This window comes from Altericista sp. CCNU0014 (assembly GCF_044923475.1).
GTDB lineage: Bacteria > Cyanobacteriota > Cyanobacteriia > Thermosynechococcales > Thermosynechococcaceae > JAAURS01.
This window is the reverse complement of sequence record NZ_CP137338.1, coordinates 5,048,085-5,065,002: the sequence shown is the minus strand read 5'-3', so window position 1 is coordinate 5,065,002 and position 16,918 is coordinate 5,048,085. Positions and strand designations below refer to the sequence as shown.

17 protein-coding genes, 1 tRNA gene and 2 pseudogenes are annotated in these 16,918 nt (G+C 51.1%); 13 read left to right on the top strand and 7 right to left on the bottom strand.

Annotation, left to right across the window (positions count from 1 at the left end; translation table 11 throughout):
• Positions 1–14: 14 nt before the first annotated feature.
• Both cysE and R6H26_RS24045 read right to left on the bottom strand, forming a co-directional pair.
• Complete coding sequence (gene cysE, locus R6H26_RS24050) at positions 15–779, bottom strand: serine O-acetyltransferase (RefSeq protein ID WP_404786171.1); 765 nt, start codon at positions 777–779, stop codon at positions 15–17.
• Positions 780–813: 34 nt separating this feature from the next.
• A complete protein-coding gene (locus tag R6H26_RS24045; protein WP_404786170.1) occupies positions 814–1,089 on the bottom strand; it encodes a hypothetical protein in 276 nt (91 codons plus the stop codon).
• A 20-nt stretch (positions 1,090–1,109) separates the two neighbouring features.
• On the opposite strand from R6H26_RS24045, the gene R6H26_RS24040 reads away from it, so the two are divergent.
• The 10 genes and pseudogenes from R6H26_RS24040 to hsdR form a co-directional block, all read left to right on the top strand.
• The gene (locus R6H26_RS24040) at positions 1,110–1,592 is read left to right on the top strand and encodes a type I restriction-modification system subunit M N-terminal domain-containing protein (RefSeq protein WP_404786169.1); all 483 of its coding nucleotides are present in this window, start codon (positions 1,110–1,112) and stop codon (positions 1,590–1,592) included.
• Positions 1,573–2,622: a class I SAM-dependent DNA methyltransferase gene (locus R6H26_RS24035; RefSeq protein ID WP_404786168.1), complete on the top strand. Its 1,050-nt coding sequence runs from the start codon at positions 1,573–1,575 to the stop codon at positions 2,620–2,622. The genes R6H26_RS24040 and R6H26_RS24035 overlap by 20 nt, the downstream gene beginning before the upstream one ends.
• A 295-nt stretch (positions 2,623–2,917) precedes the next feature.
• On the top strand, positions 2,918–3,310 hold the full coding sequence (locus R6H26_RS24030; RefSeq protein WP_404786167.1) for a GIY-YIG nuclease family protein: 393 nt from the start codon (positions 2,918–2,920) through the stop codon (positions 3,308–3,310).
• 402 nt (positions 3,311–3,712) lie between these two features.
• Positions 3,713–4,180, top strand: a pseudogene (locus R6H26_RS24025) (restriction endonuclease subunit S); the annotation flags it as partial.
• Complete coding sequence (locus R6H26_RS24020) at positions 4,154–4,897, top strand: restriction endonuclease subunit S (protein WP_404791433.1); 744 nt, start codon at positions 4,154–4,156, stop codon at positions 4,895–4,897. The pseudogene R6H26_RS24025 and the gene R6H26_RS24020, both read left to right, overlap by 27 nt.
• A gap of 99 nt (positions 4,898–4,996) precedes the next feature.
• Entirely contained in the window at positions 4,997–6,076 is a 1,080-nt protein-coding gene (locus tag R6H26_RS24015) for a YhcG family protein (protein ID WP_404786165.1), read from the top strand.
• 71 nt (positions 6,077–6,147) lie between these two features.
• The gene (locus R6H26_RS24010; RefSeq protein WP_404786164.1) at positions 6,148–6,393 is read left to right on the top strand and encodes a hypothetical protein; all 246 of its coding nucleotides are present in this window, start codon (positions 6,148–6,150) and stop codon (positions 6,391–6,393) included.
• Entirely contained in the window at positions 6,383–6,628 is a 246-nt protein-coding gene (locus R6H26_RS24005) for a hypothetical protein (protein WP_404786162.1), read from the top strand. The genes R6H26_RS24010 and R6H26_RS24005 overlap by 11 nt, the downstream gene beginning before the upstream one ends.
• 159 nt (positions 6,629–6,787) lie before the next feature.
• Positions 6,788–7,024 (top strand): hypothetical protein, encoded by a 237-nt coding sequence (locus R6H26_RS24000; RefSeq protein ID WP_404786160.1) that lies wholly within the window; start codon positions 6,788–6,790, stop codon positions 7,022–7,024.
• Between the two features lie 12 nt (positions 7,025–7,036).
• Positions 7,037–9,247: pseudogene (hsdR, locus tag R6H26_RS23995) on the top strand (EcoAI/FtnUII family type I restriction enzme subunit R); the annotation flags it as partial.
• Between the two features lie 20 nt (positions 9,248–9,267).
• Here the strand turns inward: hsdR and R6H26_RS23990 are convergent.
• Positions 9,268–10,332: a hypothetical protein gene (locus tag R6H26_RS23990; protein WP_404786158.1), complete on the bottom strand. Its 1,065-nt coding sequence runs from the start codon at positions 10,330–10,332 to the stop codon at positions 9,268–9,270.
• Positions 10,333–10,491: 159 nt separating this feature from the next.
• Here R6H26_RS23990 and R6H26_RS23985 point away from each other — a divergent pair, with 159 nt between their 5' ends.
• The 3 genes from R6H26_RS23985 (at position 10,492) to R6H26_RS23975 (ending at position 13,355) form a co-directional block, all read left to right on the top strand.
• On the top strand, positions 10,492–11,514 hold the full coding sequence (locus R6H26_RS23985) for a hypothetical protein (RefSeq protein ID WP_404786156.1): 1,023 nt from the start codon (positions 10,492–10,494) through the stop codon (positions 11,512–11,514).
• A 111-nt stretch (positions 11,515–11,625) separates the two neighbouring features.
• Positions 11,626–12,804, top strand: a complete 1,179-nt coding sequence (gene sat / locus R6H26_RS23980; RefSeq protein ID WP_404786154.1) for a sulfate adenylyltransferase — start codon at positions 11,626–11,628, stop codon at positions 12,802–12,804.
• Between the two features lie 131 nt (positions 12,805–12,935).
• Complete coding sequence (locus R6H26_RS23975) at positions 12,936–13,355, top strand: DUF4351 domain-containing protein (protein WP_404786152.1); 420 nt, start codon at positions 12,936–12,938, stop codon at positions 13,353–13,355.
• A 123-nt stretch (positions 13,356–13,478) separates the two neighbouring features.
• Here the strand turns inward: R6H26_RS23975 and xth are convergent, their stop codons facing one another.
• From xth to ctaD, 4 genes are all read right to left on the bottom strand, one after another.
• Positions 13,479–14,285 (bottom strand): exodeoxyribonuclease III, encoded by an 807-nt coding sequence (gene xth / locus R6H26_RS23970; protein ID WP_404786151.1) that lies wholly within the window; start codon positions 14,283–14,285, stop codon positions 13,479–13,481.
• Positions 14,286–14,347: 62 nt separating this feature from the next.
• Positions 14,348–14,420: transfer RNA gene (locus R6H26_RS23965), tRNA-Glu, on the bottom strand.
• A 102-nt stretch (positions 14,421–14,522) separates the two neighbouring features.
• A complete protein-coding gene (locus R6H26_RS23960) occupies positions 14,523–15,155 on the bottom strand; it encodes a heme-copper oxidase subunit III (protein WP_404786150.1) in 633 nt (210 codons plus the stop codon).
• A gap of 93 nt (positions 15,156–15,248) precedes the next feature.
• Positions 15,249–16,901 (bottom strand): cytochrome c oxidase subunit I, encoded by a 1,653-nt coding sequence (ctaD, locus tag R6H26_RS23955; RefSeq protein WP_404786148.1) that lies wholly within the window; start codon positions 16,899–16,901, stop codon positions 15,249–15,251.
• Positions 16,902–16,918 lie beyond the last annotated feature (17 nt).

The following is a 16,918-nucleotide window of genomic DNA, read 5'->3' as shown; positions in this document are numbered from 1 at the left end:
GACCGTTTTGACCTTTAGAGGCGATTCAACGGTTCGGGTTCGATGGCCGTTGCTGCCTCGGAACCCTCTAAAAACTCTTCGATGTCGCGATCGCGCAGTCGGCAGCTATTGTGGGCGGTAATCGCTTGGGCGTGGAGGACCGCCGACCCTTGCCGAAGAGACTTCAACTCTAGCTCCAAAGACTCGATCCGGTCCATCAAATAGCGAATGGCTTGAGCCTCAGAGTCCGGCAGTCGAGCGTGATCGAGAGGGTTCACCTTGGCCCCGGCCCGATAGACAACGCGGCCAGGGATTCCCACCACCGTGCAATCCGGCGGCACGTCCCGCAGGACGACGGAACCCGCCCCAATGCGCACGTCGTGCCCCAGCTCGATGTTGCCCAGTACCTTTGCGCCCGCACCCACCACCACATTGTTGCCAAGGGTGGGATGGCGCTTGCCGCATTCTTTGCCAGTACCACCGAGGGTCACGCCTTGATAAATCAAGCAGTAATCGCCAATAATGGCGGTCTCGCCAATGACAACGCCCATGCCGTGGTCGATAAACACCGAGGAGCCAATCTGCGCGCCCGGATGAATTTCAACCCCGGTCAAGAAGCGACTGATGTTGGAAATCAGACGCGGAATAAACGGCACGCCAATGCGATGCAGCCAATGGGCAAAGCGATGGAACCACAATGCTTGCAGGCCAGGGTAACAGAACAACACCTCTAACGCGTTGCGCGCGGCGGGGTCTCGTTCAAAAATGATGTCGAAGTCGGCCTTGAGGGTTTTTAGCATTGGGAATTCCCAATTTTTCTCTAATCGCCATCTCCTATGGTACTGGGATGGGTACTGTTTTGCAGAGTACGGGGGATACGCCCATTCCTAGCACGATTGCATTTCCCCATAGTGCCTCTAGCCCTACGCCTTTGAGTAGAATGCCGTCTAGGTCTCGCACCACGAGGGGGATGTCTTTGGCCTCAAGCCGGATTGCAAACCCAAAAATAAAGAGACTCGTGATGGGCAACAGAAAGGCAAGGGCGAGGGTGAGGCGATCGCGTCTAAACTGAGCCAACTCTTTAATACACTGGGAAAGGATTCGTTTCATTGGCTTCAGCTAGATCCTAGATGTTTGAGCAAACCTTCAAGAATATTGACGACGTCCTTTGGAAGGAAGCGGGCTGCACGACGGAGCTGGACTACACGGAGCAAACCTCTTGGCTGCTGTTTCTAAAATATTTGGATGATTTGGAGCAGGAACGGGCGCTAGAAGCGGAGTTGGTCGGAAAGCCCTATGACTTCATCATCGATGAACCCTATCAGTGGTCAACGTGGGCGGCTCCTAAGCGGGCAGATGGCACGCTAGATCGTGATAATGCGCTAATTGGGGACGATCTGATTGAATTTGTCAACGATGAGTTGTTTCCGTTTTTGCGGGGATTTAAGCGACGGGCAACGAGTCCAGACACGATTGAGTACAAGATTGGCGAGATTTTTAGCGAGATTAAGAATAAGTTCCAGAGTGGCTACAGTTTGCGGGATGCGCTGGAACATATTGATGAGTTACGGTTTCGATCGCAGCAGGAGAAGCATGAGCTATCTCATCTGTAATGAAGCGAAGATCAAAAATATGGGCAATGCAGGGCGCAATGGGGGCGAATATTACACGCCGCGTCCGTTGATTCGCGCCATGATTGCGGTGGTGAAGCCGAAGATTGGCGATCGCATTTATGACGGGGCTTGCGGGTCGGCGGGGTTCTTGTGCGAGAGCTATGACTATTTGCGCCATGGCTTCGACTCCGCTCAGCCAAATGAGCTGACGACGAAGCAGTTGCAGCAGTTACAGACGGAAACCTTTACGGGTAAGGAGAAGAAGAGTCTGGCCTATGTAATTGCGATCATGAATATGATTTTGCATGGGATCGATGCGCCGAATATTATCCACACCAATACGCTGACGGAAAATCTGAGCGATATTCAGGACAAGAATCGGTTTGATGTGATTTTGGCGAATCCGCCGTTTGGGGGCAAGGAACGCAAGGAGGTGCAGCAGAATTTCCCGATTAAGACGGGGGAGACGGCGTTTTTATTTTTGCAGCATTTTATTAAGATTTTGCGACGTGGCGGTAGGGCGGCGGTAGTCATCAAAAACACGTTTCTGTCGAATTCGGATAATGCTTCGCGGGCGTTGCGGCAGGAGCTTCTGAGCAATTGCGATTTGCACACGATTTTGGATTGTCCCAGTGGAACGTTTATTGGGGCTGGGGTTAAGACGGTGGTGCTGTTTTTTGATAAACCTGACACCTCCGGCGGAGTTCCCTTCGACTCCGCTCAGGGAACTAAAACTCAGAAGATCTGGTATTACCAGCTCGATCCAGGGCGGAATATGGGAAAAACCAATTCGCTTAATGATGAGGATCTGCGGGAGTTTGTAGAGCTTCAGGCGACGTTTGCGGAGTCGGAGAAGTCTTGGCTGGTGGATGTGGCGGATGTTGACCCGGAAACGTTCGATCTGTCGGTGAAGAATCCGAATAAGGCGGAGGAGGCACCGTTACGGGATCCGCTGGAAATTTTGGAGGCGATCGCGCTTCTAGATGCGGAAAGTGCGGAGATTTTGGCTGGGATTGGAGGCATGTTATAAGGGGGCGTATATTTCTGGATCGGTTGGTTGCGTCGCTGGCTTCGACTCCGCTCAGCCAGCTAATCTTTGATTGGTTCGTAGTGCAATCATGATTGCTCGCTGAGCGAAGTCGAAGCGAAAACCTATCCCAGATGTTCATCCACTTAGTTTTCAGCCACACTTCTAGGTCGGTTGGCTGCGTCGCTGGCTTCGACTCCGCTCAGCCAGCTATATTTGGCTAATTAGCTCAACATCAGTGCAAAAAAGCGTGGTCGCTGAGCGGAGTCGAAGCGAAAACCTATCCAAGATGTCAATCATGGCCTACATGTACATTCTGGAATGTTGCGATGGTTCTTTCTATACGGGCAGTACAAAGAACCTGCCACGCCGTTTATGGCAGCATCAAAATGGGATGGGGGCTAACCATACGGCGAAACGACTGCCTGTACAGTTGGTCTATGCGGAGAAGTTTGAGCATGTGGCGGATGCGTTTTATCGTGAAAAGCAGGTGCAGGGCTGGAGTAGGGCAAAGAAAATGGCTCTGATTCAAGGTAACCGGGATAATCTGCATGTCTTGGCGGAGTGTCAGAATAAGTCGCATTATCGGGGGGCTGGTTTCGGCTCCGCTCAACCAGCAAACACATCTGCTCAACCAGTCGAAGATTTGAGAGCTGAGCGGAGTCGAAGCCCGGATTCGGAGTCAAGGTAATTCAAGACTGGGCAGATCGCGGAACGCTTACGACTTTGGGATGGACAGGAGGTTGAAGATGATTAAGTTGGAAATTGGGAAATGTTGTGATGATCGTTTTACATTTCGGAATCGGTTGGCTGCACCGCTGGCTTCGACTTCGCTCAGCCAGCTAATCTTTGATTGGTTCGTAGTGCAATCAAGGTTGCTCGCTGAGCGGAGTCGAAGCGAAAACCCATCCAAGATGTCAATCATGACTTACATGTACAGTCTGAAACGTTGTGATGTTTTTTCTGTAAGGACAATACAAAGAATTTGCAACATTGTTTGTATCGAACTTTTAGATACAGAGAGCACAGAGATCTTGGCTGGAATTGGGGAATTTTTATGAGCGAACGTTGGTAACAAACAACCCTTGGAGAATCTTGCAAATTCCATAATGGAAAAGCTCATGAAAATCAAATTGACGAGAATGGAGATTTTATAGTTGTAAACTCAAAATTCATATCTTCTGATGGCACAAAATTCAAAAAAACTAGGCATGCTCTTTTTCCTCTTTACAAAAACGATATTGTGATGGTAATGAGTGATGTGCCAAAAGGTAAAGCAATAGCAAAATGCTACCTTATTGAAGAGGACAATAAATATTCACTAAATCAACGAATTTGTGCTATTCGCTCAAAAGAATTTGATACGAAATTCCTCTATTACCATTTAAATAGACATCCTTACTTGTTGAGTTTTGACAATAGTGAAAATCAAACTAATTTAAGAAAGGATGATATTCTAAAATGCCCCTTATATATTCCTCCAATCTCTGAACAAAAGCAGATTGTGGCGATCTTGGATGAGGCATTTGAGGGGATTGATAGGGCGATCACCAACACCGAAAAGAACCTCATCAACGCCCACGAACTCTTTGAGAGTTATCTACGAAACTTAGATGCGGACAAAAAATCTCTTGGCAATTTAGTTAATATTAGAACTGGAAAGCTTGATGCGAATGCTGCAACCGAAGATGGTCAGTATCCATTTTTTACTTGTTCAAGAGAAATCTATAAGATTGACAAATTTGCCTTTGATTGCGAAGCTATTTTACTTGCAGGTAATAATGCTGTTGGTGATTTCAATGTTAAGTATTACAAAGGCAAGTTCAATGCCTACCAAAGAACATATGTGATTACTGTCAATAGGGAAAATAAAATTCTCTACAGATATCTATATTTTCAAATACTTAAAAGTCTTAAAGACTTCAAATTGCAGTCAGTTGGCGCAGGCACAAAATTCTTGAAATTAGGAATGATAAAAGATTTGCAGATCGCATTGCCTACTATTAAAGAGCAGCAAGAAATTATCACAATACTAGATAAACTCGAAACCGAAACCCAACACCTCGAAGCTATCTACCACAAAAAACTCGCCAGCCTAAACGAACTCAAACAATCCATTCTCCAGAAAGCCTTCACAGGCGAACTCACCGCAGACACCGCTAACCAGACGATGGAAGCTGCTGAGGAGGATCGTAGCATCAGTAAAGATTGTCTCCGCAGTGCAGAGACAACTAAGCAAAACGTCCATCAATCTGGACAGCTTTCTCTTTGGGCATAAAAGTGCTTTAACGCAAAACGATCTGACAAGCCTTAAAAACCTCAAACCCTTATAAAACAAGCAAAAAAGCGCTTTAACGCAAAACGAGGATCAGTCAACATGACCGAATCTGACCCCCATACCCCGCAGACTGCCCCCGTTCTTCAAGCCGCAGAGCAAAACCTCTTTAGCGAAATTCGTCAGCTTATCGATACCGCCAAACAACGCGCCGCTGTCGCCATCAACGCCGAAATCACCCTGCTCTATTGGCAAGTCGGCAAACGCATCCAAACTGAAGTCCTGCAAGGTCAACGGGCCGAATACGGCAAACAGGTGATCGTTGCGCTCTCCCAACACCTTACCCAAACCTACGGCAAAGGCTGGAGCAAACGACAACTCAACTACTGCGTCTTAATCTCTGAGGTTTTCCCCGATCGGGAAATTGCGCATACAGTGTGTGCGCAATTGAGCTGGTCACACCTCAAACTCATCATAGGCATGGAAGATCCACTAAAACGCAACTTTTACATCGAGATCGCCCAACTCGAACGCTGGAGCGTTCGCCAACTGCAAGAACGCATCAACTCCATGCTTTTCGAGCGCACCGCCTTATCCCGCAAACCTGAAGAAACCATTCGCCAAGATTTAGAAAAACTGCGCCAAGATCGGCAAGTCTCCCCAAATCTACTCCTGAAAGACCCTTACATTTTGGACTTTTTGGACCTGAGCGACCATTACCTCGAAAAAGACCTCGAAGATGCCATCCTGCGAGACATCGAGAAATTCTTACTAGAAATGGGAGCAGGCTTCACCTTCATCGCCCGTCAAAAACGCCTGCAAATCGACAACGACGACTTTTACATCGACCTGCTGTTCTACAACCGCAAACTCAAACGCCTCATCGTCATCGATCTAAAACTCGGCAACTTCCGCCACGAATACAAAAGCCAAATGGAGCTTTACCTCCGCTGGCTCGCCAAATACGAGCAAGAGAGCGACGAACAGCCCCCTTTGGGAATCATATTATGTGCAGGCAAAAAACAAGAGCAGATCGAACTACTAGAACTCGATAAAAGCGGCATCCACGTCGCCGAATACCTAACCGTACTGCCCTCCAAAGAATTGCTCCAAGCCAAACTGCATGAAGCAATCATCGCCGCTCGCCGCCGCCTGCCATACTCAAAAGACGAACCATCATAAAGAAATTGATATCTGCACTAGACTAAGAGTGAATTGAATTGGCTCAATGTTTAATAACACTATAACCAGCCATGAAAGCAATTGAAACCACAGCAACAATTAATGAAAGCGGACAACTTACACTCGATAAATCGCTGGGATCGATCAAACCGCAGCGCGTTCGCCTGATTGTTTTAATCTCTGAAGATGATGAAATAGATCCTGATGAAACACCTACTGAAATTGTGATTGAAGGGATTCATCAAGGATTACGCGAAGCATTAACGGGACAGACCATACCCCTCTCAGCAATGTGGGAAGGCATTGATGCAGAGTGAGCCATCCCCTATTCAAATTGCTCTCACACCTCGCTTCAAAAAGGATCTTCGAGAGCTTGCCAAACGTTATCGTTCAATTCGTACCGACCTTCAAGGTCTAATCGACCAACTTCAAGCAGGTGAAATCCCTGGCGATCGAATTGCTGGCTCTAAATATAAAGTTTTCAAAGTTCGTCTCAAAACAGCAACATTCAAAAGGGGAAAAGTGGTGGGTATCGAGTCATTTATTATCTAAAAACTGACACAAAAATTATACTTGCCACCATTTATTCAAAGTCCGATCTCTCCGATGTTAGTAACGAAGAAATTGAAGCAGCGATCGCTCAATACGAACAAGAAATTCAAATAGCCAATAACTCAGAACCTGAAGCGGAACGCCCCAATCCATAATTTCATGAACGAAGCCGAAACCCGTGCCGAACTCATCGACCCCGCCCTCAAAACCGCAGGCTGGGGCATCGTCGCAGACAGCCGCATCCGTCGCGAAGTCATCGCCCCCGGTCGCCTCATCGGCAACAGCAAACGCGCCCAATCAGACATCGCCGACTACGTCCTCGTCTACAAAGGCGAAAAACTCGCTGTCATCGAAGCCAAAAAACGCGACCTCCCCGACACCCAAGGCGTCGGCTAAGCCAAAAAATACGCCCAAAAACTAGAAACCCGCTTCGCCTACTCCACCAACGGCATCGGCATCTACCAAATCGACATGCACACCGGAGCCGAAGCCTACATCACCCAATACCCCACCCCCGAGGAACTGTGGGACGCCACCTTTAGCGAAAAGAATCAATGGCGCGATCGATTCGCCGCCATCCCCTTTGAAGACCGCAGCGGCACCTGGGAAGCCCGCTACTACCAACACAACGCCATCAAACACGTCCTAGAAGCCATCATTCAAGGCAAAACCCGCATCCTGCTCACCATGGCAACCGGAACAGGCAAAACCTTCGTCGCCTTCCAACTCACCTGGAAACTCTTCCAAAGCCGCTGGAACCTGAGCCAACAGTCCTCTCGTCGCCCCCGCATTTTATTTCTCGCCGACCGCAATATCCTCGCCAACCAAGCCTACAACGCCTTCTCCGCCTTCCCCGACGACGCCCTCGTCCGCATCGACCCCGAAGAAATCCGCAAAAAAGGCCGAGTCCCCAAAAACGGCAGCGTTTTCTTCACCATATTTCAGACTTTTATGACTGTTCGAGGAGCTGGTTTCGACTTCGCTCAACCAGCAATACATTCTGAGGAAAACTCAGGAGAGGCTACTCAAACAACACAAGATGACCGCTGGCTGAGCGGAGCCGTTCGCGAAGCGTTGCCAACGGCAATAGCCACAACCCAACCCACAACCTTCAACTTCAGCGACTATCCCCCCGACTTCTTCGACTTCATCATCATCGACGAGTGCCACCGAGGCGGATCCAACGACGAAAGCACCTGGCGCGGCATCCTAGAACATTTCGCCCCCGCCGTACAGCTAGGACTCACCGCCACCCCCAAACGCGCCAACAACGCCGACACCTATGCCTACTTCGGCGACCCAGTCTACACCTACGCCCTCAAAGACGGCATCAACGACGGCTACCTCACCCCCTTCAAAGTTCGGCAAATCGAAACCACCCTCGACGAATACCTCTATAGCGCAGAAGACGAACTCATCGAAGGAGCCGTAGACGAAGAACGCATCTACACCCAATCAGACTTCAACCGCATTATAGAAATTGAAGAACGCGAACGCTACCGCGTGCAGATTTTCATGGAAGCCATCAACCAGACCGAAAAGACCCTGGTATTTTGCGCCACCCAAGACCACGCCCTCGCAGTCCGTAACCTGATCAACCAAATGAAGATCGGCACAGAACCCAACTACTGCGTCCGCGTCACCGCCGACGATGGCAAACTCGGCGAACAGCACCTCAGCACCTTTCAAGACAACGAGAAAACCATCCCCACCATCCTCACCACCTCCCAAAAACTTTCCACCGGAGTCGATGCCCGCAACGTCAGTAACATCGTACTCCTGCGTCCCATCAACACCACGATCGAGTTTAAACAGATTATTGGACGCGGCACCCGCCTCTTTGACGGCAAAGACTACTTCACCATCTACGATTTCGTCAAAGCCTACGAGCATTTCCAAGATCCAGAATGGGACGGCGAACCTGCTGAACCGCCCCCAGTCATCTCGCGAGGGCCACAAGAGCGTAAGGGGATCTACGACGTTTCTACGCCGGAGACCAATGGCGAAGCCACAACCGTTCGTCGCCCCCAAACCATTAAAATCAAACTTGCAGATGGCAAAGAACGTACCATTCAGCATCGAATAGCCACTAGCTTCTGGAGTCCAGACGGCAAACCCATGACTGCTGCTGAATTCGTAGAACGCCTCTTTGGCGATATCCCAGAGCTATTCAAAAACGAAGACGAACTACGAGTACTGTGGAGCCGACCCGATACCCGCAAAGCCTTACTAGAAGGACTCGCCGAGAAAGGTTACGGCAGCGAACAACTTACTGAGATCAGTCGCCTCATCGACGCCGAGAAAAGCGACTTGTACGATGTATTAGCCTATATTGCCTATGCCGCCACACCCATCAGCCGCCTAGAAAGAGTTGCCATCCGCAGAAGCCTAATTTTTGCTCAATACACAGGCAAACAACTTGAATTTCTGGACTTTGTTCTCTCTCAATACATCAAAGAAGGCGTAGGCGAACTGGATCAAGCCAAACTACCGCATCTGCTAACCCTCAAATATCATGTTGTCAGCGACGCATTAGCAGAGCTAGGTAATGTGGCCAAAATCCGAGCTGTATTCATCGGCTTTCAAGAACATTTGTACGCAAAGCAGCAAGTCGCATAACCCTTCAGGCGTGGCAAACGCTAAACCGCGATCGCCATCGGATGGGAACCGAATAAATGCTTCAGGTAGCTGTAGCTGAGTTCCTTATCCCAAGCATGAATCCGAATCATCACCCGCACGAAGGTAAAGCCAATTTCGAGCAGGCGGGGAAGCTGGCTCAGAATCTGGCGGGGCGACAGCATTTCCTGGCCGTTCGTGCGATCGCCCTTGTGGTGCTTTACCAACGCCAAAATATCCCCCACCGCAACCCCAAACTGCCCCAATGACGAACGTCCGAAGGCCCAACGGCTGAACCCCCAAAACTTGGCGAGGTGGTTGACCTCATCCTGCAACAGCTGAGCGATCGCCTGCTGGAGTTCTCCCGTGGAGTGGGCCATCAGCCACAGATAGACGGCGATCGCGCTCCATTCTGTGGAAATACGGGAGCAGAGGTGTCTGTATACCGCATCGGACGGATTATTGGATTCCTGATAGCCCTCTACTGCATTGGGTTTGGGCTGGAAAGTTTGACCCGTGAGTTGCCGATAGAGCTTGCGCATTACGGGCGTGTGCTGACGCTCTTCCTTTTCCCAAATGCCTACGGACTGGCGTCCGGTTTCTGCGCTAAACTCGCCCCCCACAAATAGCGCCATCTGGGGATGAAAGCGGTGCAGGTAATCCCAGCTTTCCTGGGCATAGCCTCGAATCGGGGCTTCGATTTCGGCGGCACTGCCAATAATCTGCACGAACAAATTGGGATCTATGCCAATAATTTGGGCCGCATTCACCTGCTTCCAATCGATCGGTTCCCAGGGCCGCTGGTGCGGGCTGGAAAATTGACTGGGCAAATCCGAAAGGCGATCGCTCAGCACATCCACCGACAAAAACCGATCCACCAGCCGAACGATCCTAGCCCTAGTGCCCAGATAGGTCGCTTTGCCCTGGACCCGACCTGCTAAATCCTCGCTACCCTTCAAAAATAGTTGCATTGCCTGCGTTCCAATCCACAACAACTGCATTCTGGCTGTCGAACCCCAGAAGCCGCGACGAATAAAGGCGATCGCCCTCAAGAAGGCCACAGTCAGTGCCAGCGACCGAAAGTGCACCGTAGAACGGCGAAGCAGGGTGAAGTACCGCGTAAGATATGGGCGGGTATCCTCAGGTAAATGCCGCAAACAACCGTTGTGGGGGCGCGAGGCCTTGCACCCTCCCCGGACTGCATCCCATGCAATGTTTTATTTCCCTCGATCGCACCGCATGCCGCTATGGACAACATCCCTGTAGAAACCTGGTTCCCGCCCGATCGACAGCGCGTCGTCACGACCGAGGTGCTTCAGCGGGTAGGGCTAACGCGAATTCGCGCAGAATATTTCACTCGGTTGTGGATCTATCTTTTAGTCAAGGAAACTCAAGCGAAAACCCCGACGGCAAAACCGCCCTTACTTTGCCTAGAACTCCTGACAGAGCCTGTAATCTGCACCCACCGCGAAGCCGCAAATTTGTTTTACAGCGAAAAAGATCGGGGGAGCGATCGCGCAGCGGGCCTCATGCTCGACAAGCTCGCAGCCTTGGGTCTGATCCGCAAATTTTTCGATGGCAATACCACCCGAATCGAAATTCTGCCCATCCCCGAACTGCTGAGCGCGCCCCAGACGCGGAACATCGCCACAGTAAAACCCGATGCTTTCGATCCCAGATGCGACGCGATTCCAGTGGCTCAGTTGCTCGCCACCAACTACAACTGGATGAATCGCAATCTCCACGCCACGCCTCACCGCATTGCGAAATTATTGAGAAGCTGGAGCCAGCAGTACTCTACCGGAATGCGCGTCCTGCGCCGTACGGACAACCAAAATCCGATCGGGTTCTGTCTGCTGTATCCCGTTGCGAGCACATCGGAGGCCAAGTTTTTCCAAGACCCAAATCGAGGACTCCACTTCAGCTCCGAAAGCGAAATAGACCCGTTTGTGATGGCTCAACCTGGCGATCTGGACTGTTTGGCAATTTATATCCGCAGTTGGGTCATCGATGCGCCTTACATTCCCCAATACCAAGCCAGCTTTTTGCAGGATGCCCAACAGATCCTGCATCAAATGAAACAAGATTTCCCTAACGCATGCGATTTGTACTCCATGATCGTGCATCCAACCTATGAAGCGCTGGCTGCCAGCTTGGGGTTCCAAAAAATGCGGAATGCACCTTCCTCAATTTATTGGATGTACCTGGCCCTAGATCGATTTTTAGCGCTAGATATCCCCGCACCAACCATTCCAAGCCGAGCGAAATAGGCGATCGCAAAACGGAACGAGTCTGCGTTGCAGATGTCAAGAACCCACATAAGGAACCTTGCAGCGGTGTTTTATGATGGATGACGAGCAGTTTGAAAAGGAACCATCATTGTGAGTTTATCCCAGGATGCGATCGCCCCTCACGGCGGGGTATTGGTCAACCGAATCGTGACCGAAGCACAACGACAAGAATTTTTAGCTCAGGCCGATACGCTGCCCCGCGTTCGGTTAGATGAGCGAGCGCTCTCGGATTTAGAACTCATTGCTATCGGCGGGTTTAGTCCCCTAGTTGGCTTCATGGCCCAGGACGACTACGAACAGGTCGTCAACCATATGAAATTAGCCAACGGGTTGCCCTGGAGTATTCCCATTACGCTGTCTGTGGAAGAGGCGATCGCCAATGCATTAGACATCGGCACCACCATCCGGCTGGACGACCCGACAGGGGCCTTTATCGGCGTATTGGAATTGACCCAAAAATATACCTACGACAAAAACCACGAAGCGCTAAAGGTTTACCTGACCAACGAAGAAAAGCATCCCGGCGTTAAAGTAGTCTACGACCAAGGTTCTGTGAATCTGGCTGGCCCGATCTGGCTGATGGAGCGCCGCCCTCACCCCTTTTTCCCCAAGTACCAAATCGATCCTGCCGACTCGCGGGCTTTATTTCGAGATAAGGGCTGGAAAACCATCGTTGGCTTTCAGACTCGGAATCCCATCCACCGCGCCCACGAGTACATCCAGAAATGCGCTCTAGAGATCGTGGACGGGCTATTTTTGCATCCGTTGGTGGGTGCCACCAAGAGCGACGATATCCCCGCCGACGTGCGGATGCGCTGCTATGAGGTATTGCTAGCCAAATATTTCCCCCACGACCGCGTGACCTTGGCCATTAACCCCGCCGCGATGCGTTACGCCGGGCCGCGCGAGGCGATTTTCCACGCCCTAGTGCGCAAAAACTACGGCTGCACGCACTTTATCGTGGGTCGAGATCATGCTGGGGTGGGCGACTACTACGGCACCTACGACGCCCAATATATCTTTGATGAGGTTGACTCAGCGGCGTTGGGCATTACGCCGATGATGTTCGAGCACGCTTTTTACTGCAAGAAGTCCTTGGGGATGGCCACGTCTAAAACCAGTTCCAGCCTGCCAGAAGAACGAGTGCATCTCTCGGGCACGAAGGTACGGGAAATGCTAAGACGCGGCGAACTCCCACCGCCCGAGTTCTCTCGTCCTGAGGTGGCCTCTATTTTGATTGACGCGATGAAAGTTGCGAGCGAAGTGTAAACGGACTTCATTTGTAAATGAGGCAGAGCGGACGATCATTGTTTATTTGCTCGTCCGCTCTAATTCTTCGCGCAATACGCGTCTTAGAGTTGACTCTAGAGACTCATGCTGCTGTTGAATATGCGTTCGTAATGCCTCATTCATCAAGGTTTGGTAGTTTCCTCGCTCAGCGGGTCAGTACAATAGAGTCAGACCAGCAACGCCATGAAGCATCTGCTTACGTACAGCTACTGGCAGGACTGCGGTTCGATCGGTCTTTGATTCGTCAAGTATTTCGGGAGGACATCATGCGCGAATCTGTGATTTACCAGGAAATTCTGCAAGAAGGCGAACAAAAAGGCGAACGCCTAGGCGAAGAACGCGGCATCCTCAAAGGAGAGCAAACCGTCATTCTTCGTCAACTCGCGCGACGCGTTGGCGACGTTTCGCCCGAACTGCAATCTCAAATTCAATCGCTGACCCTCTATCAGCTTGAAGCGCTTGCCGATGCATTGTTAGATTTTTCAACCCTTGCCGATTTGAGAACTTGGTTGCAAGCAAATCAAGGCTGACAAGGTGACTGGAAGCCAAGTTTTATTTGAGCAATGGCGGACAGTGCAGACGCTTGGCACGCGGCGATCGCCTCAAGCCTTTAGCAGTTTCGAGCAATCCTCAATCCTCAGTCCTATTTGTAGCTATAGCGCCAGCTCCACAATTACAGGCGTGTGGTCGCTGGGTTGAGGGAGCGATCGCGGCGCTCTATCAATGACGCACCCTACAGCCTTCTCGTAAAGATCCGGCGTCAGGTAATGATGGTCGATCCGCCAGCCTAAATTCCGCCGAAACGAAGCCGCCCGATAATCCCACCAGCTATAGTGTCCCGTCTCCTCCGTAAACTTGCGAAAAGCATCGGCAAACCCCAGCTCAATCACAGACTGAAGCGCTTCGCGCTCCAGAAAGGATGCCATAATGTGGTCCCCTTTATTTTCCGGTTCGCAAATATCGCGATCCTCTAGGGCAATATTGAAATCCCCGCACATCAAAATCGGTTTGCCCTCGGCTTGAAGTTTTTGGAGATACTGCCGCAACACCCCAAACCACCGCAGCTTGTAGTCGTACTTTTCGCTCCCGACGGAAGACCCATTGGGTACGTAGAGATTTACGAGGCGAATCCCCGGCGCTATAACGCCCGAGATCGCCCGTTTCTGCTCGTCGAACTGCTCAATATCATCCAAGGTTTCCGTGCCTTCCAGGACCTCGCCGAAGCCACAGACAACGTTCTCTATAGGCAAGCGACCGATCAGCGCAACGCCGTTGTAGGATTTCTGCCCGGAAACGTAGAGATGATAGCCTCGCTCCTCAAACGGCGATCGCGGGAACAACTCGTCAGGCACCTTGGTTTCCTGGACGCAGAGCACATCCACCGCACTACTTTCCAGCCAATCCAGGACGTGGGTCAGTCGAGAGCGGATGGAGTTGACATTCCAAGTAGCAATTTTCATGAAATCCTGACCTCAACCGCAAAAAAAGAAGGCTCCAAACTTTTGGAACCTTCCTTTGAAAGTACCCCCAGGGGAATTCGAATCCCCGTCGCCTCCGTGAAAGGGAGGTGTCCTAGGCCTCTAGACGATGGGGGCAAGTAACTTTCAACGTTTACTAAGCTACCGAATTTTGAGACCTTCTGTCAACCCCCCATGACCTCCAATCCAAGGAGTGATGGGGGAAAGACTTTCCTTCGGTCAAAGAATATACAGCAGTAAAAACAATAATACCCAGATAACGTCCACAAAGTGCCAGTAAATTTCAGCAGCTTCGACGCCAAAATGTTTTTCAGAGGAGTAGTGACCGGGTACGCGCGATCTCCACAGCACGATCGACATCAGGATTACGCCCACCATCACGTGAAGACCGTGAAACCCAGTCAAAACGTAGAACGTACTCGAAAAAAGGTTTGTCTTGAGGCCAAATTCTAGATGGTTGTACTCGTACAGCTGTCCTGCCAAGAACGTAATCCCCATCGCCATTGTGATTAGGAACCAGCGACGCATCCCGGCCACATCATTTGCTTTGACAGCATCGTCAGCCTTGTGAATCACCAGACTGCTGGAAAGCAAAATGATGGTATTGATCCCAGGCAATAGGAGTTCTAGCTCTGGAGTGCCAGCCGGAGGCCAGCTCGTCGCCACCGAGCGAAAGGTCAGGTAAGCCACAAACAGCCCCAAAAAGAGCATGCTTTCTGAAGTCAGGAACAAGATGAACCCAAACAATCGCAGATCGGGATGTTCGGCGTGGTGGGACGCCGCAGCGGTCGAAGTGGCAACCTCAGAATGGTTTAGCTCTAGCGAGCCTTGGTCGGCGATTGAACCTTGCATGGTTTATCCAATTTTCCTTGCTTAGGGACAGGTATCTTAGGTGCGAACGATCGAGGATGGGTTCGGCTTCGCTCACCCATCCGCATCAGGCGCTCAGGAGACTAAAGCAGCCTCAGCCTCTTTTTCTTTATCGTGACCGTAGTCGTAAGGACCCGTCGTCAAGATGGGATCGACGTGGAAATTCTCGACTGGGGGTGGCGAACTCGTCGTCCACTCTAGGGTCAAGCCATCCCAAGGATTGCTGCCTGCAATTTTGCCCTTCGACCAGCTCCAAATGGCGTTAACCAGAAAGGGAAGGGTTGAAACCGCGAGGATGTAAGACCCGATGGTGATAAACAGATTCAGTCCGGCAAATCTAGGATCGTATTCTGCAACGCGGCGGTTCATGCCCTGAAGTCCGAGCACGTGCATCGGCAAAAAGGTCATGTTAAAGCCGACAAAGGTCAGGGCGAAGTGAATCTTGCCCCAGGTTTCGTCCAGAAGCCGACCCGTAATTTTAGGAAACCAATGGTACATCCCGGCATAAATCCCGAAGACGCTGCCGCCAAATAGGACATAGTGCAGGTGCGCCACGATGAAGTAGGTATCGTGGACGTGGATATCGAAGGGCACGGAGGCGACCATGATGCCGCTCAAACCGCCCACCACAAACATCGACACGAAACCGATCGCAAAGAGCATGGCGGAGTTGAGGCGCAGCTTGCCGCCCCAAATTGTCGCGACCCAGCTAAATACCTTGATCCCCGTGGGCACGGCAATCACCATCGTGGCAATCATGAAAAACATGCGCAGCCAATCGGGGGTGCCGCTGGTAAACATGTGGTGAGCCCATACGATCAAGCCCAAGAAGCTGATGGCAAGGCTGGAATAGGCGATCGCCAAGTATCCAAAAATGGGCTTGCGGGCGTGGACGGGCAAGATTTCGGAGATCATTCCAAAGGCGGGCAGGATCATGATGTAGACCGCCGGATGGGAGTAAAACCAGAACATGTGCTGGTACACGACCGGGTCGCCGCCGCCCGTTGGATTGAAAAAGGCAGTCCCGACCAACAGGTCGAATCCCAGCAAAATCATCGCGCCGGAGAGGACGGGCGTTGCCGTGAGCTGAAGGGCTGAAGTTGCCAGCATGGCCCAACAGAACAAAGGCATCCGCTTCATGGTCATGTCAGGGATCCGCATCTTCAAAATCGTGACGACGAAGTTCAACCCCGCCATAATCGAAGAGGTTCCCAGCACGATCACGCCTGCAATCCAGATCGCTTCGCCTGCTTTATTGACCGTAAGGCTGAGGGGCGGGTAGGACGTCCATCCAGCACTGGCGGGTCCCACAAAAAAACTGCACAGTAGCAGTACTCCAGCCGGAGGGATCATCCAAAAGGCGATCGCATTCAGACGCGGGAAGGCCATGTCCCGCGCCCCGATCATGAGGGGAATCAAGAAATTGCCAAACCCCCCCGTCAGGGTAGGAATAATCCACAGGAAAATCATGATCGTGGCGTGGATGGTGAAGAGCGCGTTGTAGGTTTCTCGGCTCACAAAATCCACCTGAGGCGTAGCCAGTTCCGTGCGCACCAGCTCCGCCAAAACACCACCGATCAGGTAAAACACGAAGCTAGTGACAAGGTACTGGATGCCAATGACCTTGTGATCCGTACTAAAGCTAAAATATTCCCGCCAATTCGAGCCAGGAGAAACCTCTAGCAGGGGTTCAAGCTGTCTTGGGTCTGACAGTTCGGCTTGGGTCATACAGCAGTCCTTCAAAA